At 70.2% G+C, this 24,613-nt stretch carries 12 protein-coding genes; 5 read left to right on the top strand and 7 right to left on the bottom strand.

The genetic code is table 11. The features are described from left to right. Together KEG57_RS08725 and KEG57_RS08720 are read right to left on the bottom strand one after the other, a co-directional pair. Positions 1–984 carry an NAD-dependent epimerase/dehydratase family protein gene (locus KEG57_RS08725; protein ID WP_272417606.1) on the bottom strand — a complete coding sequence of 328 codons (984 nt, stop codon included), beginning with the start codon at positions 982–984 and terminating at the stop codon, positions 1–3. Positions 985–1,056: 72 nt separating this feature from the next. Then, complete coding sequence (locus KEG57_RS08720; RefSeq protein ID WP_272417604.1) at positions 1,057–3,534, bottom strand: tetratricopeptide repeat protein; 2,478 nt, start codon at positions 3,532–3,534, stop codon at positions 1,057–1,059. 445 nt (positions 3,535–3,979) lie between these two features. Between KEG57_RS08720 and KEG57_RS08715 the strand changes: the two genes are divergently transcribed. After that, the gene (locus KEG57_RS08715; protein WP_272417603.1) at positions 3,980–4,774 is read left to right on the top strand and encodes an enoyl-CoA hydratase/isomerase family protein; all 795 of its coding nucleotides are present in this window, start codon (positions 3,980–3,982) and stop codon (positions 4,772–4,774) included. Between the two features lie 51 nt (positions 4,775–4,825). Here the strand turns inward: KEG57_RS08715 and KEG57_RS08710 are convergent, their stop codons facing one another. Next, positions 4,826–5,722 carry a 3-hydroxyacyl-CoA dehydrogenase family protein gene (locus KEG57_RS08710; protein WP_272417602.1) on the bottom strand — a complete coding sequence of 299 codons (897 nt, stop codon included), beginning with the start codon at positions 5,720–5,722 and terminating at the stop codon, positions 4,826–4,828. Positions 5,723–6,034: 312 nt separating this feature from the next. On the opposite strand from KEG57_RS08710, the gene KEG57_RS08705 reads away from it, so the two are divergent. The 3 genes from KEG57_RS08705 to KEG57_RS08695 are packed head-to-tail and all read left to right on the top strand — an operon-like array spanning position 6,035 to position 18,863. Continuing rightward, entirely contained in the window at positions 6,035–17,272 is an 11,238-nt protein-coding gene (locus KEG57_RS08705; RefSeq protein WP_272417601.1) for a tetratricopeptide repeat protein, read from the top strand. Then, positions 17,269–17,964 carry a lysophospholipid acyltransferase family protein gene (locus KEG57_RS08700; RefSeq protein WP_272417600.1) on the top strand — a complete coding sequence of 232 codons (696 nt, stop codon included), beginning with the start codon at positions 17,269–17,271 and terminating at the stop codon, positions 17,962–17,964. Before KEG57_RS08705 ends, KEG57_RS08700 begins: the two co-directional genes overlap by 4 nt. A gap of 20 nt (positions 17,965–17,984) precedes the next feature. After that, positions 17,985–18,863, top strand: a complete 879-nt coding sequence (locus tag KEG57_RS08695) for an aminotransferase class IV (protein ID WP_272417599.1) — start codon at positions 17,985–17,987, stop codon at positions 18,861–18,863. Positions 18,864–18,947: 84 nt separating this feature from the next. On the opposite strand, the gene KEG57_RS08690 is transcribed toward KEG57_RS08695, so the two are convergent. The 4 genes from KEG57_RS08690 to KEG57_RS08675 are packed head-to-tail and all read right to left on the bottom strand — an operon-like array spanning position 18,948 to position 22,448. Next, on the bottom strand, positions 18,948–21,020 hold the full coding sequence (locus KEG57_RS08690; RefSeq protein WP_272417598.1) for a hypothetical protein: 2,073 nt from the start codon (positions 21,018–21,020) through the stop codon (positions 18,948–18,950). Between the two features lie 36 nt (positions 21,021–21,056). After that, on the bottom strand, positions 21,057–21,437 hold the full coding sequence (locus tag KEG57_RS08685) for a RidA family protein (RefSeq protein ID WP_272417597.1): 381 nt from the start codon (positions 21,435–21,437) through the stop codon (positions 21,057–21,059). 16 nt (positions 21,438–21,453) lie between these two features. Further along, positions 21,454–22,125 (bottom strand): recombination mediator RecR, encoded by a 672-nt coding sequence (gene recR / locus KEG57_RS08680; RefSeq protein ID WP_272417596.1) that lies wholly within the window; start codon positions 22,123–22,125, stop codon positions 21,454–21,456. After that, positions 22,125–22,448: a YbaB/EbfC family nucleoid-associated protein gene (locus KEG57_RS08675; RefSeq protein ID WP_272417595.1), complete on the bottom strand. Its 324-nt coding sequence runs from the start codon at positions 22,446–22,448 to the stop codon at positions 22,125–22,127. Before KEG57_RS08675 ends, recR begins: the two co-directional genes overlap by 1 nt. Before the next feature lie 155 nt (positions 22,449–22,603). Here KEG57_RS08675 and dnaX point away from each other — a divergent pair, with 155 nt between their 5' ends. Next, positions 22,604–24,607: a DNA polymerase III subunit gamma/tau gene (gene dnaX / locus KEG57_RS08670; RefSeq protein WP_272417594.1), complete on the top strand. Its 2,004-nt coding sequence runs from the start codon at positions 22,604–22,606 to the stop codon at positions 24,605–24,607. Positions 24,608–24,613 lie beyond the last annotated feature (6 nt).

Raw genomic sequence — 24,613 nt, 5'->3', positions numbered from 1 at the left:
TCAGCGGGGAAGCATGCCGACCTCGCGGAACCACGCATAGGTCCCCTCCAAGGTCTCTTTCGTGGAGCGCGGCGTGAATCCGAGCTCGGTCTCGGCCTTCTTGTGGCTCGTGTAGCGGTGAATGCGGAGCGCATGCAAAGAGACGCTGTTGAAGAGCGGGTCGACGCGGAGGAGCTTCGCAAGGCCCCCCGCAACAGGGGCGACGGCGCGCGCGAGCCACATGGGCGTGGTAAGGAGCGGCGGGCGGCGGCCCGTGACCTCGCCCGCGACCGCCGCGAGCTCCGCAAAGCTGAGCCAATGGCCGGAGAGGAGGTAGTTTTCCCCACGGCGGCCGCGGGTGTCGGCCGCGAGGGCCGCTGCCACGATGTCACGGACGTCGACCCACGAGAAGCCGCCCTCGACGAGCCCAGGCATGCGGCCACGCGCAAGCGATAGAAGGACACGGCCCATGCGCGAGGGCATGTAATCGTGCGGGCCGAGGACAGCCGCGGGATGCAAGACGACAGCGTCGAGGCCCTTCTCGACGGCCGAGAGGACGACACGATGGCCCGCGGCCTTGGAACGGTCGTACGGAGGCTGGCGAGGGTCCGTGATGAGCGGGCGCTTCTCGTCGAGGACCTCGGACGCAGGTTCGGTGGCGAAGGCGTGGATCGAGCTGAAATGCACGAGCCTGCGGACGCCGTGGCGCAAGCAGGCGTTCGTGATGTTGCGGACGCCGTCGACGTTGATGGTCTCGACCTCGGGGTCGACCGATTCGAGCGATATCTTGGCGGCGCAGTGGTAAACGAGCTCGGCGTCGCGGATGGCGCGATCGACGGTGTCGGGGTCGCGGACGTCGCCGGTGATGCGCTCGCAATCGACGCCGTCGAGCGCGCGCGGCGGCGCATGTCGATAAAGCACACGCACGCGATCGCCGCGCTCGACGAGCGCGCGCGTGAGGTTCGCGCCCACGTGCCCCGTGGCTCCGGTAACGACGACGTTCATGGATGATCGGTCCTCCGTGCGCCCGGCACTATACCGGGCGCGGAGGACACGACATCCGTTTTTTGGAGAAGGCTAGAGAATGCCCGGGAACTCGGTGTTGACGTCGTCGATGAGGTCCCGGCGGTTGATGCGCAGCCAGGCGTCACGCGCCGCGTAGAGGTGGTTCTTGAAGATGTCCGGGTCCGCGGCGACCTGGGCCAGGCGGTAATGCGTCCAGCCGATCGAGTAATCGTCCTTCAGCGCCGTGAAGAGGCCGAGGGCGTTCTCGTAATGCGACCGGGCCGCGTCGTGCTCGAACTGCGTGAGCGCGATGTCGCCGAGGCTCTGGATGCAGTTCGCCTCGCCCATCTTCTCGCCGACTTCGCGGAGAAGCGGGAGCGCCGCGAGGTAGTAGGCCTGCGCGTCCTCGATCTCCGTGCACGCGAGCGCGACGTCGCCGAGCGTCGAGAGGCACGTGCCCTCGCCGAGTTTGTCGCCGAGCTCCTTCAAGATGGGCAGTGCCTTCTGGTAATGCCCCTCGGCCACGGAGTGCTCGCCGAGCGCGAACGCGATGTCGCCGAGGTTCTGCAGGCACTGCGCCATCGAGAGGCGATCGCCGAGCTCTTCGAGGAGCGGGCCGACCTCCTGGTAGAGCGCGCGCGCCTCGTCGTACTGCGTGCCCTGGAAGGCGATGTCCGCGATGCCCTTCATGCAGTGGGCGCTCGCCGCCTTGTCGCCGAGGTCGTTGTAGATCGGGAGCGCCTCCTTGAAGCGAGCGCGCGCCTCGTCGTACTCGTCGCGCAAGGCCGCGATCTCGGCGAGGTTGCGCAAGCAGTTGGCCTCGCCGAGCCGATCGCCGATGTGCCGGTAGAACGGCGTGGCGTCGGTGTAGCGGAGCTTGGCCTCGTCGTACTCGTGGCGCTCGAGCGCGATGTCGCCGAGGCGCATGAGGCAAGCCGCGATGCTGAGGCCCGCGCGCGCCTGGTGGAAGAGCGGGAGCGCATCGAGGTAACGCGCGCGCGCCTCGTCGACCTCGCCACGCGCGAGCGCGATGTCGCCGAGCGCCTGCGTGCAGTCGGCCTCGCCGAGCTTGTCGCCGCCCTCGCGAGCCGCGTCGCGCGCACGCTCGACGACACGCGGCGTGCCATGGCCCGAGGAGCCGATGAACGTGGCGAGCGCGACGGACGCGTCGATGCACGCGATGCGATGCGGGCCGTCGAAGCCACGCAGGATCATCGCCTCGATGTTGTCGCTGTCCGCCGCGAGGCGCACAGCGCTGTCTTCACCGGACGGCCATCCGACGTTCGGGCCATTCGAGAGCGCGAGGCCGGTGTAGCGCTGCGTGGCCTTCGCGGACTCCTCGACGGAAGGGCGCTGCGAGGCGACAGCCTCACGCACGGCACGACGCACGCGGTACCGCCCCGATGCATCCTGCGCGAGGCCGAGGGCCGCGAGCGCGACGCCCGCGTCGGCCGTGCCAGAGGAGGCGAAGGTCGCGAGGTCGTCGGCGCGGACGCCGTTCGGCAGCGCGGCGATGAGCGGGACGAGGCGGCGCGCTTCGTCCGAGAGGCGACCGCTCGCGAGCGCGAGCGCGACGGCGATCTCGATGGCGCTCGCCGACTCGGGGCCGTCCTCGCGCATGAGGAGCTCGTTCTGCTTCTGGTGCCAGGCGCGGACCGCGAGGTCGAGCGGTCCATCCCCCGCCGCGCGCGCAAGCAAGGTGAGCGCGAGGGGGTTGCCCGCAGCCTCGGTGAGCGCGAAGGAGAGGCCCGGGTCGGAGCGGCGCGCGTCGCCGGCGACCGCGAGGAACGCTTCCCGCGCAGAAGCCTCGTCGAAGGGCTTGACGGCAGCGACGTGGAAGCCCTCGGGCCGCGCGGACGAAGACCTCGCCGTCGCGATGACCGCGACGCCGGGGATCGCCGTGAGCTTTTGAAGAAGGTCGCGCACGTTGGCGGGATCCTTCGCGAGGGGTACGTCGAGATCGTCGAGGACGATCAGGGCCGGCGCGCGGCGGAGCGCCTCGGCGATACGGTTGAGGAGCGGCGCCTCGGGCGTGACGCCGAGCGCACGGCTGACCTCGACGACGGCCGCTTCGGTGTCGGCCGTGGTGTCGAGATGCGCGACGTACCTGCGGCCGCCGAAGTGCTGGACGGAGGCAGGCGCGTGGAGGAGCGCGAGCGCGAGCGTCGTCTTGCCGAGGCCTGCGTCGCCGACGAGGAGCACGGGCTTCGGCGCATCACGATGGATGTGCGCCGCGAGCTCGGCGAGGAGCGCGTCCCGACCCACGCAGGGTCCTGCGTCGGGCACCGGCACTCCGGCGACCCGTTTGTCCTCGGCGAGCAGGTGCTCGTTCCGAGCGACGGCGACCGGGCGCGCGCCGGAGATCTTGTCGAGCAGAACCTTGAGATCGGCGTTGTCCACGAGGAGCGCGATCTTGCCGGCCCGATCGGCGCCGCGCGCGATGCGCCGGGCGATGGTGCCGAAGTTCTGTGCGACGAACGCTTCGACGTCTGCGTCTTGAGGCAGGACTTCCGCGAGCAGCCGGTTCAGACCGGCCTTGGTAAGGACCATACCCGGCAGTTTCACCCCGAGACGCACGCGGGGACAAGATCGGTTGCGTTCCGGTCGAGCCCCAAAGCTCGTTTGGAGGCCGGCGCGCCGAGGGACCATGCATCACGGTCCGATCGGTGTGCGCCTCTCGGTTCTGCCCGCTCGGTCTCCTCTTCTGCGTCAAGTAGTCCCGGGCACAACGACCTGCGCATGACGGAGACACCTCCTCGAGGACGTGACGATGCGGACGTGTTGGATCGGCCCGGTCGATCGTCGATTCCGTGCACGAGTCGCGCACTTGCGCTCGACAAGGAGCGCGCGGGTGTCACACTCTCACTCGTCGCGCGCGTGCCGGTCCGCCCCCCCCAACCGGTGCGCTGCGCGACTTTTTTTTGCCCTTACGGCACACCGCGTCGACGCCTCGTCCCGGCTTCCCACCGGGGCCGCGCCCTGGTAACGCGGCGCCATGACGGATACCGACCTCGTCCTGGTAGAGCGGACCGGCCCGATCGCGACGCTCACGATCAACCGGCCCAGCAAACTGAACGCGCTGAACGCAGAGCTCGTGGCAGAGCTCGCTCGCGTGTTCGAGGCGCTCGCGACCGAAGGTGCTGGGGAAGACGCGGTGCGCGCGGCGATCCTGACGGGCGCGGGCAAGGCGTTCGTGGCAGGCGCGGACATCGGGGAAATGGCGGAGATGACGCCGGTGGCCGCGAAGCGGTTCGCCGACGCGGGGCAGCGGCTGTGTCATCGGATCGAGACGCTGCCGTTCCCGGTGATCGCCGCGGTGAACGGATTCGCGCTCGGCGGGGGCTCGGAGCTCGCGCTTTCGTGCGACTTCATCTACGCGGCCGAGGGCGCGAAGCTCGGGCTGCCGGAGGTGACGCTCGGTGTGATGCCGGGGTTCGGCGGGACGCAACGGCTGCTCCGGCGCGTCGGCGCGGCGCGCGCGCGGGAGCTCGTGTACACGGGCGACATGGTGAGCGCGGAGCAAGCGCTCGCGATCGGGCTCGTGAACGCGGTGCATCCGGCGGCGGAGCTCGTGCAGAAGGCGCGAGAGACGGCGCAGAAGATCGCGTCGCGCGGGCCGCTCGCGGTGGCGGCGGCCAAGCGCGTGATGCTGCACGGCGAGGGCGTCGACCTCGCGTCGGCGTGCGAGCACGAGGCGCAGGCGTTCGCGGGGCTGTTCGGATCGGAAGATCAGCGAGAGGGGATGAAGGCGTTCCTGGCGAAGACGAAGCCGACGTTCGTCGGGCGGTGAGACCTCACCCCCAAACCCCCTCTCTCGCGGGAGAGGGGGTTTGACGAGGAGCTAGCGCGCGAGACTGCTCTTCGTCTTCTGGCCCTTCTCGTCGTACACGTAAAAACCGCGGCCGCTCTTCTTGCCGAGCCAGCCGGCCGCGACGAGGTTTCGCAGGAGCGCGGCGGGGCGGTACTTGTCCTCGCCGAGGTCCTTGTGGAGCACCTCCGCGATCGCGAGGACCGTGTCGAGGCCGATGAGGTCCGCGAGCTCGAGCGGGCCCATCGGGTGGTTCAAGCCGAGCTTCGCACCCGTGTCGATGTCCTCGGGGCTGCCCACGCCTTCCTGCAACGTGAAACAAGCCTCGTTGAGGAAGGGGATCAACATGCGGTTGACCAGAAAGCCCGGTCGATCCTCGGAGGTGATCACGGTCTTGCCGAGACGAACCGAGAGCTCGTGGACGAGCGTGTAGGTCTCCGGCGAGGTCTGCACGCCACGCACGATCTCGACGAGCTTCATGAGCGGGACGGGGTTCATGAAGTGCATGCCGATGACCCGCTCGGGCCGCGACGTCGCGGCGGCGAGGCGCGTGATCGAGATCGACGAGGTGTTCGAGGCGAGGATCGCGCCCGGCGCGAGCGCGGCGTCGGCCTTGCGGAAGATGTCGAGCTTGAGGTCGACGTTCTCCGTCGCGGCTTCGACGACGAGCTCGACCGTCGAGAAGGCGGTCATGCTGCCGGCGGGGGTGATGCGATCGAGCAATGCGCGATGCTCGTCGGCCGACAACTTCCCTTTTTCTACGAGCTTTCCGAGGATACTGCCGATCTGCGACTTGCCCTTGTCCGCGATCTCCTGGGAGGCGTCGCAGAGGACGACCTCGATCCCGGCTGCGGCAGCGACCTGCGCGATGCCGCGGCCCATCTGGCCAGCGCCGATGACACCAATCCGTTTCACGGAGGAAGCGTTCATGGGCCCGCTTGATAGCCCAAGGTGCGGCGGCGTGGAACGGCCGAGGACGCACAGGGGGAGGATGGGAGCTTTCCCGCGGGTTTGCCGCGCCACGAGCGGACGGCCGGGCCGGGATGGAAACGGCACCTTGATACGCTGGTCGAATGCAGCGTAGAGTCGGCTCGCGTCAAATAAATACGAGGATCCTTCTCTCGAGACGCATGGCGGGAGAAGGACGAGCTGTCTGGTCCAAGGAGCCCGCGCTGCACGTCGAGGTGAAGCGTATGGGTGACCGGATGATCGTGTCGTTGAGCTTCGCCGACCGGGGTAACGATGAGCGTTGAGAAAATTCGCGTGGCCCTCGGGGTCCTGCAGTCCGATCCCGAGAACGAGGCGGCCTGGAACGATCTCTCGGAGGCAGTGACGGCCCCCGACACGTCGACGAACGACGTGGAGCGTCTCCTGGGGCTCGCGCGGGCCAAGCAAGAGGAGCGGAAAGAATGGGGCGCGGTCGCCAAGCTCCTCGAGCTGGAGATCTCGTTTGCCTCGGGGACGCCCGTCGAGCCGCCGATGCAGGCGGAACTCGCGCGCATCTACAACGAGGAGCTCGTCGACGCCGACAAGGCTCGAGCCGCGTATCAACGCCTGCTCGAGCTCCGGCCGGATGACGAGGCCGCCGCCGAGGCGCTGGAGAGCGACACGGCGAAGCGCGAGCGGTGGAACGAGATCGTCGATCGCTACGTGGCCGAGTCCGAGAACGCGGACGGTCCCGCCTTCAAGAGCTCGCTGCTCGCGAGCGCGGCGGACATGGCGCTCCGGTACGGGCACGGCGAGGCGCGTGATCGGATCGACGAGCTCATCGGTCTCGCGCTCGCGCTCGACCCGAAGAACACCCGCGCGACGCGGCTCCTCGAGCGCGCGAGCGCGAAGGTCGCCGACTGGGACGGCGTGACGCGGGCGCTCTCGTTCACGCTGCGCGAGGGCGCGACGAAGGACGACCGCATCGCGGCGGGGATCAAGCTCGGGCGCGTCGCTGCGGAGAAGCTCGGCGACAAGAACCGCGCCCGCGACGCCTTCGCGCAGGTGCTCGACATGCAGCCCGGTCAGCCGGACGCGCTCGCGTTCCTCGCCGACCATTTCACCTCGAACGAGCAATGGGACGAGCTCGTCGCGCTCTACGAGGATCAGCTCAAGGGCGGCGGCGTGAAGCCGGGCGAGGAGCTCGGCGTGCTCATCCAGATCGGCATGGTGCACTGGCGCATGCGCGGTCAGCCGCAGGCGGCGGAGGCGTACTTCGACCGCGTGCGTCGCGCCGATCCGACGCACGCCGGCATGCTCGCGTTTTTCCGGGAACACCTGCTCGCCAAGGGCGACAAGGCGCGGCTCTACGCGATCCTCACCGACGCCCAGCGCGCGCTTCCCGATGGAGCCGACAAACGCGCGATCGCCTCGGAGCTCGCCAAGCTCGCCGAGTCGACCGAGAACGCGCACAAGGCGATCGATCAGTACAAGAACATCCTGCGCACGGACCCGGACAACCGCGACGCGCGCGATGCCCTGAAGCGCCTCTACATGCAGACGGAGGGCTACAACGCCCTCGTCGAGCTCTACCGGCAGGAGCTCGAGCGCACGCCGCAGACCGACGTGCAAGGTCGCATCCAGGTGCTGCGCGACATCGCTTCGGTCTACCGCGACCGCGCGAAGAACGACGCAGCGCTCGTCACGGCGCTCACGCAAATCGTGCAGCTCGACGAGCGGGACATCGACGCGGTGCGTGAGCTGACGCGGGTCTACGAGACGCTGGGTCGCTGGCGTGACCTGCTCGCTTACCAGCAGAAGCTCGCCGAGCTCTCGACGAGCGACGCGGAGAAGGCGAACCTCTACCGCGCGGTCGCGCGTCGCTGGGTCGATCAGTTCTCGAACGTGCAGAACGCGGTCTCGGCCTACGAGTCGCTGCTCGCGGTGGCGCCGGGCGACGAAGAGGCCGAGTCACGGCTGAAGGAGCTCTACCTGAAGCGGCGCTCGTGGGCGCAGCTCTACGCGCTCTACGAGGCGCAGCTCCCGAGGACGGAGGACGCGGCGCGCATCGAGTTGCTCGGCGAGATGGCGAAGCTCGCAGCCGAGCGCCTCGATCGCGGCGCGGACGCGATCGCGCACTACAAGCAGATCCTGGAGCTCGACGCCCAGGCGCCCGGCGTGCTCGACGCGCTGGAGAAGCAAGCGGAGCGCGACAAGGATTTCGCGACGGTGGCCGAGGTGCTCGAGCGGCGCGTGGACGCGGCGACAGACGACGCGGGCCGTCTCAACGCGCTGCAGAAGCTCGGCGCGGTGTACGCGGAGCGTCTGAAGGATCCGGTGGCGGCGGCGCGCACGTGGCGACGCGTGCTCGTGCTCTCGCCGGGGCATGCGCGCGCTCTCCGCGTGCTGCGTGAGTCGTACGTGGCGTCGGGCGACTGGGACGGGCTCGAAGAGCTCTACGCGTCGCAGAACGACTGGGAGGGTCTCGTCGAGTTCCTCTCGGGCGCGGCGGACAAGGCCGCCGAGCCGAACGTCAAGCTCGACATCTCGTTCCGCGCGGCGCGGATCTACGAGGAGCAGCTCGGCGCGCCCGAGCGGGCCGTGCGTTCGTACGAGCGCGTCCTCAGCGTGTCGCCCTCCGACGCACGCGCGGCGGCGGCGCTCGTGCCGATCTACGAGAAGGAAGAGAAGTGGGGGCGGCTGCCCGCGCTCTACGAGATCCTGCTCGGCGCCACGCAAGACGTGGAGGAGCAGGTCTCGATGCTGCGCAAGCTCGCCGCCGTGACGGGCGGGCCGCTCGCGGACAAGCAGAAGGCGCTCGGCTACGCGCGGCGCGCCTACGAGCTCGACGCAAGCGAGGACGGGCTGTCCTTGCTCGAAGCGTGGTCGCGCGCGGCGAGCTCGTGGAATCCGTTCGTCGAGGCCGTCGAGGCGCGGCTGAAGCGTGACGCGGATCTCGACGGCCTGACGCGGCGTGCGCTGAAGCTGCGTCTCGCGGAGGTGTACGCGCGCGAGCTCGGCAAGGTGGACGAGGCGGCGGCGACGTACCGCGAGCTCGTCGAGGCGGATCCGACCGATGAGGAGACGATCCGCGAGCTCGACGCGCTGCTCCGCGCGAACGAGAAGAAAGACGACCTGCGCTGGCTCTTCCAGCTGCGCGCCGATCAGGTCGAGGGCGAGGCCCGCGCCGAGATCCTCGAGGAGTGGGCGACGCTCGAAGAGGAGGTCTTCGGCGACAACGCGAAGGCGATCGAGCTCCTGCGCAAGGTCGTCGAGGTGACGCCGGCGCGTGGCGAGGCACTCCGTGCCCTCTCGCGCCTGCTCATCGCGGCGGGCGAGGCAGCCGCGGGCGCCGAGGTCGTGGCGCGTCACCGCGACGTGTCCGAGGGCGAGCAACGCGGGCAGTGCGAGGTCGAGCTCGCGACGTTGTACCTGGAGAAGCTCGAACGGCCGGTGGACGCGTTCGACGCGGCAGTGCGCGCGCTGGAGATCCTCCCGCACGATACGGATGCGGTCGGGATCCTCGCGCGGCTGCTCGACAAACCCGAAACGCGCGCGCAGGCAGCGCAGGTTCTGTCGATCGAGTACGCCGAGACGGGCGACGCGCGCCGCGAGGCGCACGCGATCAAGGTGCTGCTCGAGTCGGAGACCGACACGGCCACGCGGCTCGCGCTCTTCCTCCGGCTCGCGGACGTCAACGAGCAGAAGCTCCGCGCGGTGGGCACGGCGCTCGACGTGGTGCTCGGCGCGCTGAACGAGTTCTCGAGCGAGCTCACGGTGTGGGATCGCGCCTCCGAGCTCGCCGCGCGCGCGGGTCGCCCGACGGACCTCGCCGAGGCGTACCGGACGCACCTCGTCACGTCGCGCAGCGACGGCGAGAAGAAGCTGCCCGACGATGTGGAGATCGAGCTCTGCGAGCGCGCGGCGATGCTGCACGACGACCAGCTCGGCGATCCGGAGGGCGCGATGCCCTACCTCGATCGTGTGCTCGCGGTGGACCCGACGAACGAGCGCGCGTTCTCGCGCCTGAAGCAGATCCTGACCAACGCGGAACGGTGGAGCGAGCTCGAAGCGCTCTACGACAAGGCCGCGCAGGGCACGCCGGATCAAACGACGCGGATCTCGTTGCTCAACGACGTCGCCGTGATCGCCGAGGAGATCATGGGCGATGCGGCGAAGGCCATCCGCTACTACGAGCGCATCCTCACGCTCGACTCGTTCTACGAGCCGGCGCTCGACGCGCTGCAGAGGCTCTACGAGCGCGAGGGGCGGTGGAAGGATCTCGCGGCGCTGCTCGAGCGGCGGCTCGAGACGGCGACCGACGAGGAAGCGGCCGACATCAAGCTGAGCCTCGGGCGGATCTACCTCGACCGGCTGCACGAGCCGGCGCTGTCGCTCGAACACCTCGAGCGCGTGCTCGAGCAACGTCCGGGTGACGGCGAGGCGCGCCAGCTCGTCGAGCGTCTGCTCGAAGTGGGCAGCCTGCGTCTGCGCGCCGCGCGCGTGCTGGAGGTCGTGTACGAGGCACGCGACGAGGTGCGTCAGCTCGTGCGTGTGCTCGAAATCCGGCGCGAAGGCGCGCAGGAGGAGCACGAGCGTCGCGAGCTTCTGCGCCGCGTGAGCACGCTGCGCGACGACCGTCTGCGCGACGACGCGGGCGCGTTCGCCACGTTGAGCGAGCTCGTGCCGCTCGAGCCCGACGACGCGGTCGTGCGCGAGCGCTTCGTCGACATCGGTCGCAGGCTCGCCGAGCACGAGAAGATGGCGACCGTCCTCACGGCGGCCGCCGACGCGTGCAGCACGCCGCCGACGCAGGGCGAGATCCTCATGGTCGTCGCGGAGATCTGCGCGGACATGCTGGGCGACCTGGATCGGGCCGAGAAGGTCTACCGGCGCGTGCTCTCGATCGACGAGACCGATCCGAACCTTGTGATCCCGGCGGCGCAGGCGCTCGCCGGCATCTACACGGGCAAGGGCAAGCACGAGGCGCTCGCCGAGGTGCTCGGCATCGAGGTGCGCCTCGAAGAGGACCTCGAGAAGCGTCGCAGCCTCTACCGCCGCATCGGCGAGGTGTACGAGTCGGTCCTCGAAGCGCCCGACAAGGCGATCGGGGCCTGGCGCGCGCGTCTGTCCGACGATCCGGAGGACCTCGAAGCGCTCTCCGCGCTCGAGCGCCTCTACGAGCGCACGGGCGAGTGGCGCGAGCTCGTCTCCATCCTGGAGGCGCGGCAGACGCTCTCGAACGACGCGACCGAGCGCAAGCGGACGATGGTGCGCGCGGCCGAGACGCTCGCGAGCAAACTCGACGACGTGGCCGGCGCGATCAGCGGCTGGCGCAACGTCTCCGACGAGTTCGGCCCCGAGCCGGCCACGCTCTCGGCACTCGAAGCGCTCTACGAGAAGGCCGAGCGATGGGCAGATCTCGCCGACACGCTCGACGTGCATCTGTCGCTCGCGACCGAGCTCGACGAGCGGCTCGATCTGTTCGCGCGGCTCGGCGACGTGCGGCGCCTGCACCAGAGTGATCTGCCGGGTGCGCTCGACGCGTACCGCCAGGCGCTCGTCCTCGATCCGGCGAACGCGCGCTGCAGGAACGCGCTCGAAGCCCTGCTCGAGGATCCCGAGGCGCGGCGCGACGCGGCCGAGACGCTGCATCCGCTCTATGAGGCCGATGGTGACAGCGAGAAGCTGCTTCGCGTCCTCGAGATCGAGGTGGAGACGGCGGACAACACGGGCGAGCGCCTCTCGAATCTGCAGAGCGCACTGCGCACGGCGGAAGGTCCGCTCAGCGACACGGGCCGGGCCTTCGGGTACGCGGTGCGCGGCGTGCGCGAGGCCGCGGGTGAGCCCGAGGTCGCGCAGTGGATCGAGACGGTCGAGCGCCTCGCGAAGGCGACGGGTCGGTGGGCGGAGCTCTCCGAGCTCTACCGCTCGGTCGTGGACTCGATCCTCGACGGCGACGTGCAGCAGAACGTGCGGCTGCGCGTTGGCGAGCTCGCTCGGACGAAGCTCGACGACAAGGCGCTCGCGGTCGAGTGGTACAAGAACGCGCTCGAAGCGAGGAGTGACGATCGCCGCGCGATGATCGCGCTCGAGGAGCTCTACGGCGAGGCGAACGACGCGCCGAACCTCCTCGAGATCCTCCGCCAGCGCGTGGAGAACGCCGAGGACGACGTCGAGAAGAAGCGCCTCCTCTTCCGCCAGGCGGAGCTGCAGCGCGACGCGCTGAAGGATCCGACGGGCGCGATCGAGACGTACGAGGCGCTGCTCGACGTCGAGCTGAACCCGAAGGCGATCGACGCGCTGGAGACGCTCTACAAGGAGTCGAAGCGCTGGGAAGACCTCATCAAGCTCTACGAGCGTCAGCTCGACGGAGCGGTGGGGGCGCCGGCCGAGCTTCGCGTGAAGATCGCGAAGGTCGCGCACGAGAGGCTCGAGGATGTGTCCCGCGCGTTCGACGAGCTCGCCGAGGCGCTCGTGATCGACGCGGCGCACGTGGGCGCGGTGGGCGAGCTCGAAGCGCTGCTCGAAGCGTCGGAGAACCCGGCGCACCGGGCGCGCGCGGGCGAGATGCTGGAGCCGGTCTACCTCCGCCGCGCCGACTGGGCGCGCGTGAAGATGGCCCTCGACGCGCGGCTCGCCGCGAGCGAGGACCCGTCGGAGCGGCGCGAGCTGCTCACGCGCCTGGCGACGCTGCACGAGGAGCAGCTCGAGGACTACAAGGCCGCCCTCGAGACGGTGGCGAAGCTCCTGCACGAGGACCTCGGCGACGAGGGCGTGTGGCACGAGCTCGAGCGCCTCGCGAAGGTGGCGAGCGCGGAGCGGAGGCTCGCCGAGATCTACTCGGCCGAGCTCACCGAGATCACGGTCGACGACGCGCAGAGCGCCAAGCTCTGCCGCCGGACGGGCGAGATCTACGCGGACCTGAACGACGTCACGAGCGCGCTCAAGTGGTACCGGCGCGCGCACGAGTTCGAGCCGGAGTCGCGCGAGCTGTTCTCGGCGATCGACGGCCTGCTCGTGAGGGAGCGCCGCCACGAGGAGCGCGTCGAGCTCTACCGCTCGTCGCTCGACTACCGCTACGACAAGGATCGGCTCGATGCGCTGCACACGATCGCGCGCCTCGAACGGATCGAGCTCAAGCAGCCCGAGAAGTCGATCGAGACGTACCGGGCGGCCCTCGACGTCGACGAGTCCGACGCGCGTGCGCTCGACGCGCTGACCGAGCTCTACGCGGAGCTCGGCCGTGATCAGGACCTCGCCGACCTCTACCTGCGGCGTGCCGAGGCCGCGGCGAACGGCGAGGCCGGCGCGCCGTACCGCCTCGCGCTCGCGCGGCTGCTCCGCGACAAGATCAAGGACACGTCGGCTGCGATCGATCAGCTCGAAGCGATCGTCACCGACGTGCCCTGGCACCAGGAGGCGATCAAGGAGCTCGAAGCCCTCACGCGCGACGACGAGCACAAGGCGCGCGTGGTGGAGATCCTCCGCCCGCTTTACGAGCGCAGCGACGACTGGCGCCTGCTCGTGAAGCTGAACGAGGAGCGCTACCACCTCGCGAGCGAGGTGCACGAGAAGGTCGCCGTGCTGCGCGAGACCGCGCAGCTCTGGGAGACGCGCGGCAACGACAAGAGCCTCGCCTTCCGCTCGATGCGCGCGGCCTTCGCCCTCGATCCCGAGGACGGACAGACGCGAGCCGAGCTCGAGCGCCTCGCGACCATGCTCGGCGCCTGGGAGCGGCTCAGCGAGAGCTACGAGCAGGGCATCGAGAAGACGACCGACGACGTGGTGAAGCGCGAGCTCTTGCTCGCGGTGGCCAAGGTCTACGACGAGAAGGTCGACGATCCGCGGCGCGCCCTCGGCGCCTTCCGGAGGCTCAGCGAGCTCGATCCGAGCGAGCGGGATCCGCTCGAGGCGATCGACGTGCTGTCGATGCTGCTCTCCGACTGGCAGACCTTGATCGCGGTCCTCGAAAAGAAGAGCGAGCTCGCCTCGGACGACGAGAACGCCGCCATCTGGCGTCGGATCGCCGAGACGAAGCTGCAGATGCTCGACGACGAGGAGGGCGCCATCAAGGCGTACGAGCGTGCCCTCGAGCTCGATCCGGAGAGCACGGTCACGGTCGACGCGCTCATCCCGCTGTACGAGCCGCGCGACGCAGCCCAGCGCCTCGTCGAGCTCTACGCACGTCGCGTGGAGCTCGCGGGCTCGGGCGAGGCCGACCTCCGGTACGACCTCAACGTGCGCGCGGCCGAGCGTTACGAGAAGTCGCTCGACAATCGTCGAGAGGCGATCAACGCGCTCAACGCGGCGCTCGACGCGCGGCCCTCGGACGCGGCGGTCCTCGCCTCGCTCGAGCGGCTCTACCGCGCCGAGAAGATGTGGGACGAGCTGCTCGACAACCTGAAGCTCCAGGCGAGCACGGCGGACACGCGTGAAGCGCGCGTAAAACTTCGGACCGCGATCGGCGACCTCTACGCCGCCGAGCTCGCGAGCCCGCAGGACGCGCTCGAACACTACCGCCTGGTGCTCGACGACGACGCGACGAACGATCACGCGATCAAGGCAATCCGCACGATCGGCGAGGGTCGCGAGGAGCTGCGCCTCGACGCGGCCGACGCCCTCGAGCCCGTCCTTCGCGCGGCCTCGCGCTGGGAAGAGCTCGTTGGCGTCCTCGAGATGCGCCTCAAGGCGCAGACCGAGGGCAGCGACCGCGCCCGCACGCTCCGCGCGATCGCGATCGTCGAGGACGAGAAGCTCGGCAAGCCGCTCGCCGCCGAGGGGGCGCTGCTCCGCGCGCTCGAAGACACGCCGGACGATCCCGAGCTCCACGCCGAGATCGAGCGGCTCGCCGAGCGCTCCGAGGGCTTCGGTCGGTACTGCGACGCCCTCTCGCAGCGCGCGGCGGCGACGTTCGACGCGGTCATCGCGAAGGACCTCTGGCTCCGCGTCGGTCGCATCGCCGAGGAGAAGCTCAAGGACGATCGGCGCAGCGTCGAGGCGTACGCGAAGGCGGTCGAGCAAGCCGGCGACGAGCCCGCGCTGCTCGAATCCCTCGATCGTCTCTACTCGCGGCTCGGGGACAACAAGGCGCTTGCCGACGTCCTCGAACGTCGCGTGGCCGCGATCTCCAACGAGCGCGAGCAGGCGAACTTCCATCACCGGCTCGCCACGATCCAGATCGAGGCGTTCGGCGAGAAGTCGCAGGGCCTCGCGACGTTGAAGCAAGCCCTCGAGCGGGCGCCCGATCATGGGCCCTCGCGCGAGGCGCTGGAGAAGCTCACCGACGAGCGGTCGCTCTTCGAGGAGGCCGCCGAGGCCCTCGAGAGCGTCTACAAGTCGCAGGGCGATCACGCGGCGCTCGCGAAGCTCTACGAGAAGCGCATCGGGTTCGTCGCGACGCCCACCGAGCGCGTGCGGCTCCGGCTCGATCTCGCCAAGGTCCTCGAGGATCGCTCCGGCGATCCGAAGGCGGCCCAGGGCGCGCTCGAAGCCGCGCTCAAGGACGACCCGGCCGATGTCGACGTGCTCGCCGAGCTCGAGCGCCTCGCCCCGATCACGGGCGGGTGGGCGGGCGCCGCGGACGCGCTGGAGAAGGCCGTGTCCGAGAAGAGTGATCTCTCGACGGACGCGGCGCGCGACCTGTGGATGCGCATCGCCGAGTGGCGCAAGGACAAGCTCGCCGACAACGCCGCTGCTGAACGCGCGCTCGAACAGGCGCTCAAGCACGACCCGACGAGCGAGACGATCCTGCGCAACATCGAGGGCCTGCAGCGCGCGGCCGGCCGCGAGCGTGATCTCGTGGGCACGCTGCGCCGCCTCGCCGGGCTCGACGGCCTCGGCCACCTCGCCTCCGACCTGCGCCGCGAGGCGAAGGGCCTGGCCGAGGGCGTGCTCGCGGACGACGCGCTCACCGAGGCGATCCTCCGCGACATGATCAAGGCCGACGACAGCGACGCGTGGGCGCTCGCGGAGCTCACGAAGGTGCGCGACAAGGCCGGCGATTCGAAGGAGGTCTTCGATCTCCTCGTGCGTCAGGCCGAGCTCGCGGCCGAGGGCGAGAAGATCCGGGACCTCAAGCACCGCGCGGCCTCGGTCGCCCGGGAAAAACTCTCGGACGACAAGAAGGCCCTCGACCTCTACAGCCAGATCTTCGAGGACGAGCCGAACGACGCGAAGGCCTCCGACGCGCTGCGCGAGCTCTATGCGAAGGCCGGCAAGCACAAGGAGCTCCTGAACGTCCTCTCGCGCCTCGTGGACCTCGCGGAGACGCCTTCCGCGCGCGCCACGCTGCGCCTCGAGAGCGCCCGGATCTGCATCGAGAAGCTCGACGCGACGAGCGAGGCGATGGAGCACCTGCGCGCGATCCTCGACGAGGAGCGCACGCACGAGCAGGCCACGCTGCTCCTCTCGCAGCTCCTCGAAAAGTCGGGCCGCGACGACGAGCTGGCGGAGCTGCTCAACACGCAGATCGACCTCGCGAAGGAGCGCGGCGATCTCTCCGCGGAGCTCGTCTACAGCGTGCGCCTCGGTGAGGTCTTCGAGAACCGTCTCAACAACGTTCCGAAGGCGATCGAGACGTACAAGGCGGTGCTCGAGCGCGACGGCAACCACAAGGGTGCGCTGCTCTCGCTCGCGCGGCTCTACGAGAAGAAGGGCGACAAGGCCGAGGCGGCCAAGGCGCTCGAGACGGTGCTCTCCTCCGCCAGCGGCGAAGAGGCCGTCAAGACGTCGCTCCGCCTCGCGGATCTGTACACGGCGCTCAAGGACGAGGCGGCGGTCCGTCGCGTCCTCGAAGCCGGCCTCAAGGCCGACGAGCGCGCCGCGGACATCCGCAAGAAGCTGCACGCGCTTTACGAGAAGCAGCAGGCGTGGGCCGAGCTTGCCGATCTCGTGAAGGGCGACGCCGAGGCCGCGACCGAGTCGGGCCAGAAGGTGCAGCTCTTCCGGAAGGCCGCGGAGATCCACCTCGGCAAGCGCAACGATCCGGGCGCCGCGGCGGACCTGCTCGTGAAGGCCTCGGAGCTCGCGCCCGGCGATCGGGAACTGCTCCTCGCGCTCTGCGACGCCTACAGCGCCTCGGGCCGTGGCAAGCAGGCCGCGGAGGTGCTGCAGAAGATCGTGGAGTCGTACGGCGGCCGTCGCTCGAAGGAGCTCGCGACGATCCATCACCGACTCGCCAAGGCGTACCTCGCCGAAGGCGACAAGGACAAGGCGCTCGCGGACCTCGACATCGCGTTCAAGATCGATCCGGGTTCGATCGCGATCCTGCGCGACCTCGGCGTGCTCTCGATGGAGCTCGGCGAGGCCACGGAGGAGAAGGCTGCACGCGACGCGCACTTCGAGCGCGCGCAGAAGACCTTCCGCGCGTTGCTCCTGCAGAAGCTCGACGAGAATTCGCCGATCTCGAAGGCCGCGGCCTTCTACTACATCGGCCGGATCCTCCACGCGCAGGGCGACGACAAGAAGGCGATCCAGCAGCTCGATCGCGCGATCGACGCCGACAAGAACTTCGCGCCCGCGAAGGAGCTGCTCGCCAAGCTGAAGAAGTGACCGCCGGGGGTTTGGGGGCGAAGCCCGACTTGCTCGGGCGTAGCCCCCAAGCGTCGAATACGCGGCGACGAGCCCTCGGCCACGCTGTAGGACTCGTCGCCCGCGTCCTCCTCCGCACCGTCCGCTTCTCCCTTCTCACGCACCCCGATCTCGACGGAACCGACGGCACCCCCTGGGTGCTCGCCTTCTGGCACGGTCAGCAGTTCGCGCTGCACCGCTGGCCCAAGCGCCGACGCACCGCCGTGCTTGTCAGCCTCTCCGACGACGGCGAGGTCCAGACCGGCGCGCTCGGCTCGCTCGGACTTGTCGTCGAGCGTGGTTCGTCCTCGCGCGGCGGCGCCATGGGCCTCAAGGGCATCGTTCGTCGCATGCGCCAAGGTCATGACGCGGCGTTCGCCGTGGATGGACCACGCGGGCCACGCGGCGTCGTGCGTGGCGACGGTGATCGTGTCGGCGCGATCCTCGCGGCGCAGCTCGGCGGCGGCCTCGTCGTGCCTCTCGCCTCGGCTTGCTCCTCTGCGTGGGTCCTCGCGCGGACGTGGGATCAGTTCGAGATCCCTCGTCCCTTCTCGCGTGTCGCCGTCGCGCTCGGCGCGCCGCTCGATCCACGCGGCCTCGACACCACGACCCTTGCGCGCGCGATCGACGCGGCTCGCGAGACCGCCCTGCGCGCGCTCGGCGCTGATCCGTGACACGCTCCGCGGGGACGACCATGAGCCGCATCGCCTGCATCGACGGAAGGCTTCACGCGCCCGAGGACGCCAAGGTCTCGGTCTACGACCGCGGCTTCCTCTACGGCGACAGCGTCTTCGAGACCATCCGCACCTACCGCGGCCGCCCCTTCGCGCTCGACGAGCACGTGCAGCGCCTCGAACGATCGGCCGCGCAGGTCGCGATCCCCATGCCGATCGATCGGGCCGCGTTCGCCGCCGAGATCGAACATGCTCTCGCGGCCGCGGCGAACCCCGAGAGTTACGTACGCGCCACGCTCACACGTGGCTCCGGCCCGCTCGGCCTCGATCCGCGCCTCGCGACGCATCCGCTGCGCGTGATCCTTGTCGAGCAACTCGTGCTCCTCCCGGCGGCGATGTATCGCGATGGCGTCGCCGTCATCACGCATCGCACCGAGCGTGCTTGTGATGCTGCGCATGGCGCCAAGGTCGGCAACTACCTCGCCAGCGTGCTCGCGATCCGCAAGGCGTGTGACGTCGGCGCGCACGAAGCGCTCATCATCAACACGGCGGGACAGATCGTCGAAGGTACGACCTCCAACGTTTTCGTGGTGCGCGGACGAACGCTGATCACGCCGCCCGAGGAGGCGGGGATCCTCGCGGGCATCACGCGCGCGCACATCCTCGCGATCGCCGGCGAGGCAGGGCTCTCCGTCGAGCTACGTCCGCTCGTGCCCGATGACGTGCGCACGGCGGACGAGGTGTTCCTGTCGTCGAGCTTGCGGGAGCTCTTGCCGGTTGTCGCGGTCGACGGCGCGCCGATCGGCAGCGGCAAACCGGGCCCGAACACGCGGGCGCTGCACCTCGCGTTTCGGCGTCATGTGGGGATGGGCGACGCGAAGGCGCCCTGGGAAGGCTGAGCCTATTCCCCCCCGCAATTCTCCCCCTCTCCACGGAGTGGAGAGGGGGTTGGGGGGTGAGGTCTGTGGAGAAGGGGGGAACGATCAGGTCGACGCTTCCGCCGACCCCTCCGCGGGAGCCTGCGGGGCACCCTGCGGCGCCATCGGCGCCACCGGGATCCGCAGCGAGCCGCCGCCCTGTTGCGCGAGCACGCTGATCCCCTTCTGGAAGAAGCCCAGCAGGAAGGGAATCTCGTTCGGCGGCGACGTGATGAGCCCCGCCTCCTTCACCGCGCGCGCCACCGCGAGCACGTCCGTCGCACGGTCGCTCCCCTTCCGCGCGCGGACCGAGATCGCCGCGTCTCGCATCCGCGTCGCGACGACCGCGCGCGCCTCCGGCGAGAAGAAACGATCCGTCGCGCTCGCGATCTCCTCGCGCAGCGCCTCGTTCACGGCCTGCGGATCACGCACGCCCTCCGGCCCGAGCCGCTGGCCGAGCCGCTGGAGCAGATCCTCCAGGCTCCTGCGATCGGGCAGCCACGAACGGAACTCCGGCTCCTCGTGCAGCGTCGCCGAACCGGGCGCGCGGGCCCAGGCGATCTCGCTCGTGATCTCCGCTTCGAGATCGGCCACCGGATGCGACGGCTCGGCCTCGGGGCACGGCTCGACGAGCTCGCGACAGCCCTCGAACCCGAGCGGCACGATCTGCCCCGACGTCGCATTTTGCTTCCGCGCCGTGGCGATCCGATGACGCGCCCACTCCACGGACACGGGGGCCGGCGACACGCCGAGCCCTTCGAGCGCGCGGTTGCGGCCTTCCTTGAGCTGCGACCCGCTCATCCACGCGCTGCCCGCGTTCAGGATGCCGATCGGGTCCCTCACGATCACCTCGGCCAGGTGGTAACGACCGCTCGCGTCGCGGCTCGTGATCGAGATGGCCGACGTCCCGCTGCCGTCGGGCGGCAGGAACGTCGCTTCGAGCGCCACCTCGGCCCGCGTGTCCACGCGCGCCACCCGCGGCCGCGTCGGGATCGTCGTCCCGCGCGACTTCAGGATGTTGATCGCGCGACGCGCGGCCTTGCGCGCGGCGCCCGGCGCCTCGTCCGCGTCGGCCACCGCCGCGATCGCCTCCACGTTCGAGCCCGCGAGCCACGCGTCCACGAGCGCCGCGCTGCGGTCGCCTGCCTTGCGTGCGGCCTCCACGGCCGTGTCCCAGCCGGCCGACAGATCGGCCGCCTCGAACGCCGGGGCTACCGCGGCCGCCGGGGCCTCCGTGGCGCCTTCCGCTTTCACGGGCTGCGCCGGGGCCTTGCCCTTCGCCTGCGCGGCCTTCGCCTTCGCGGCGAGGGCTTCCTTTGCCGTCAGCGCCGGCTTCGGCGCGGAAGCCTTCGGACCGCCGCTCGCCTTCGGGGGCGGCGCGATGATCGTCACGATGTTCGGCTTCGGCGCGGCCGGCTTCGCGACGGGCGCGGGCGCGGCCGGCTTTGCGGGCGGCGCGGCCGGCTTCGCGGCGGCGGCCGGCTTCGCCTGGGCCTCCCCAGCGGGCGCGACGGCGCTCGGCGCGCCGGCTTGCGGACGATCACGACGCGGGCCTGCGCCCTCCGGACGCGGACCACGATCCGGCCTCGGACCTCGATCCGGCCTCGGACCACGATCCGGACGCGGACCACGATCCGGCCTCGGGCCCCGATCCGGACGCGGGCCTCGATCGAGACGCGGCGGCCTCTCGCCGCCTTCGGCGCGGGCTTCCCCGGGCGGGGCGCCGGGACGGGCGGGCCGGGCCGGGCCCATGGCCGAGCGCGCGGCGTTCGGGCCGGGCCGCGGACGCATCCCTTCTTCCTGACGCGGCACGAAGTCGCCGCCGGTGTCCCTGCGGGGACCGCGGGGCGGCGGCCTGCCGCTGCTCGGCCTTGCGGTGCCGGCGGGCGGGCGGGGCCCACGCATGTCGATCCGGCGCACGCCTTCGGGCCTACCGCCGGGGCTCGGGGGCTTCGGCGCGGATGCGGCGGCGCCTTCACCTGCGGCCGGCGCCTGCTTCGCCTCCCCGGCTTCTTGCGTGGGTGTTGCCTCCGCAGTCGGGCTGTCGGTGCCGGGCTCGCCCTCGCGCCGCGTGCTCGCTGAGCGGACGATCCTGCGCGTCTTCTTCTCGGGGTTGTCGCTATCGTCCTTGGTGGTCATTTCGAGGCTCCCCTGGGGATTGGCTTTGCCCAGGCGTCAAACATGGGCAATCGCATCGATTTCGACGGCGGCGCCCTTCGGCAGCGCCGACACTTGAATGGTCACGCGTGCGGGCGGCTCGGCGCCCACGACTTCTCCGTAAATCCGGTTGACGACCGCGAAATCGCCGAGATCGACGAGCCAGATCGTCGTCCGCACGACGTCGGGCCACGACGCGCCGGCGGCGCGGAGCACCGCGCCGAGGTTGGCGAGCGCTTGCTTCGTCTGCGCCTCGATCCCGCCCGCGACGAGCTCACCCGTCTTCGGGTCGATGGGGATCTGGCCGCTGCAAAACACGAGGTTCCCGGCGCGCGTGGCCTGCGAGTACGGGCCGATCGCGGCGGGGGCGTCGTTCGTGGAAATGATGGTTTTCGACATCTCTCGTACCCTCCGTTCAGCCGAAGCTCTTCCGGCCCTCGATGGCGCGGCCGAGCGTGACTTGATCGGCGAACTCGAGGTCACCGCCGTGGGGCACGCCGCTCGCGATGCGGGTCACGCGTGCGCCGAGCGAGGCCATCTCGCGCGCCACGAGCAGCGCCGTCGCCTCGCCGTCCACCGACGGCGGCGTCGCCACGAGCACCTCGCTCACGGGCGCCTCGGGATCCTTCACGATTCGCCGCAGCCGCTCAAGCGGCAGATCCTCGGCCGAGATCCCGTCGAGGGGTGAGAGCAGCCGTCCGAGCACGAAGTATTTTCCGCGCATCACGCCGCTCCGCTCGATGGCGAGCAGGTCTTGCACCCGCGCGACCACGCAGAGCAGCGCCTTGTCGCGCCGCTCGTCTCGGCAGATCGCGCAACGCACGGGCTCGTCCGGCTGCGCGCCTTCGGCGAGCTCGGCGATGTTGCCGCAGCGGTCGCAGGGCCTCACGTGGTCGCGCAGCGTGGCGAGCTCGGTGCCGAGATCACGCGCGACCTCCTCGTCCGCTGTCGCCAGGAACAGGGCGAAGCGCTGCGCGGTCTTCTCGCCGACGCCGGGCAGCCGCGCGAACAGGTGCGCGACGCGGGTGAGGCGTTCCGGCAGAGAAGAGGTGCGCGTGACGTAGGAGGTGGGGCTCCGCGTGGCCACTACGTGTGCATTCCCGGGATCTTCACGCCGCCCGTGACCTTCGCGATCTCGGCTTCGACGTGCTTGTCGGCTTGCTCGAGCGCCGAGTTCGCTGCGACCGCCACCGCGTCGAGGGCCATCTCCAGGCCCTCGGCGGCGAGAAAGTCCGGATCGATCGCGATCTTCCGGACCTTGCCTTCGCAGGTCACGGTGACCGAGACCTTGTCCGACGCGGCGGTCGCCGAGATCTCGTGGTCCTTGATCTTGGCTTTCGCCTCGTCGATTTTGCGCTGCATCCGGGCCGCTTGGCGGACCAGCTCGTTCATTCCACCGCGAAATTGCATGGGAGGAGCGTGTATGCCGTGAAGTCGGCTGGGCTGCAAGGCCGGACGAACGCCCCGGCGCGCCTCATCGTCCTCCCTTGCCCGCCGCGTCGGTCCGGCTGCGGGGGACTGGGTAGGGAGACGCCAGCACGCCTTTCTGCTACGTCGAGGCGGCGATGAGCTACGTCGTCCTCGCGCGCAAGTACCGACCGCAGTCGTTCGAGGATCTCGTCGGTCAGGGGCACGTCTCGACCACGCTCGAGAACGCGATCGCCAAGAACCGCGTCGCGCACGCCTTCTTGTTCACGGGCGTCCGCGGCGTCGGCAAGACGACGAGCGCGCGCATCCTCGCGAAATCGCTCAACTGCGTGAAGGGTCCGACGTCGAAACCCTGCCAGGAGTGCCCTCCTTGCAAGGAGATCACCGTCGGCAGCGACGTCGACGTCCAGGAGATCGACGGCGCGAGCTACACCGGCGTCGACGACGTCCGCAAGCTCCAGGAGAGCCTGCCGTACCGGCCTTCGCGCGACCGGTTCAAGATCTTCATCGTGGACGAGGTCCACATGCTCTCGAACAACGCGTGGAACGCGTTCCTCAAGACGCTCGAGGAGCCGCCGCCCCACGTGAAGTTCATCTTCGCGACGACCGAGGTCCACAAGATCCCGGTCACGATCCTGAGCCGCTGCCAGCGCTACGACTTCAAGCTCATCAGCGCGCTCTCGATCACGTCGCGCCTGCGCTTCGTCCTCGACCGCGAGGGCGTCGCCTACGAGGACGCGGCGCTCTCCATCATCGCCCGCGAGGCCGCGGGCAGCATGCGCGACGCGATGAGCTTGCTCGATCAGGTCCTCGCGTGGGTCGGCGTCGACGGCGACAAGCTCACGGCCGAGGGCGTCGCGCGCGTCCTCGGCGTCGCGGATCGCTCGGTCCTCCATGGGCTCGCGGCCGCGCTCGTCGACGGCGACGCCGAGGCATGCCTGCGCACGGTCTCCGACCTCGCGCATCAGGGCTACGATCTGCCGCACGTCGCGCGGGATTTCCTCGCGCATTTGCGGGACCTCGTGGTCGCCAAGGTCTCCGCGGATCCGACGGGCCTGCTCGACCTCGCCGACAGCGAGCTCGCCGACGTGAAGGCCCTCGCGGCACGCGCCGAGGCGGACGACCTCACGCGCTTGCATCAAGGGTTCTCGCGTTCGTTCGATGACGTCACCCGGAGCGGCCAGCCACGCGCGGCGCTGGAGATGACGCTCGTCCGCCTCGCGCGCCGGCCGCCGCTCATGCCGGTGGACGATCTCTTGCGGCGGATCGGGGAGATGGAGCGTCGCCTGCTCGGCGGCGGCGGAGGCGGCGGCGCGCCTTCGGGGAGCGTCGGGCACGGCAGACCCATGCAAGGCGGCGGAACCCCGCCAGGCCAGCGCCGAGGGGCCTCCGCCGACCCGTCGCCCGGTCCATCAGCCGCGAACGTCGCTCCAACCACATTTTCGGCGCCTCCGGCACCCGCGAACGGGGTCGCGCACGGTCCGTCGACCTCCTCGCCACCTTCGAACGGGGTCGCGCACGGACGGCCTCCGTACGCGCCTCCCACGAATGGGGCTGCGCACGGAGCCGCGACCTTTTCAGCGCCCACGAACGGCGCTCCGCACGGTCGGCCTTCGTTCGCACCTCCCACGAACGGCGCCGCGGCACGGCCTTCGACCGTTCCGCCTCCTGCCGAGGGCGTATCCCGAGGACCTTCCGCCCCGAACCCCGCCGATCTCGCTGCCTTTCGCGCCGTGATCGAGCTCGTCCGCGCCAAGCGCGCTCCCCTCGCCTCCGTCCTCGAACATGCCGCGCTGGTCCGCATCGGCCCCGACGGCATCGTGCTCGGCTTCGAGGCCAACTCCTTCCTCGGCAAGCAAGCGCAGGAGCCCGTCGCCATAGAGGCCATCCGCGCCGCCCTCGCCGCGCATTACGGCGGCAAGCCCGACGTCACCTTCGAAGCGCTCCGCCCCCAGAGCGGCGCGGTCACGCTCGCGCAGATCGAGGGCGCCGGCCTCCGCGCCCGCCTCGACAACGCGCGCCGCGCCATCGCGGATCACCCCCTCGTCACGGCCGCGATCGAGCTGCTCGGCGCCGAGCTCCGTGACGTCCGCCTCGGACAGGAAGACGCCGCCGCCGCCGAGCGCATGTCCACGCGCTAGGATCGG

The organism is Polyangium jinanense (assembly GCF_028435365.1).
Note: the sequence above shows the minus strand (reverse complement) of the source record. Positions and strands in the feature narration are given on the sequence as shown.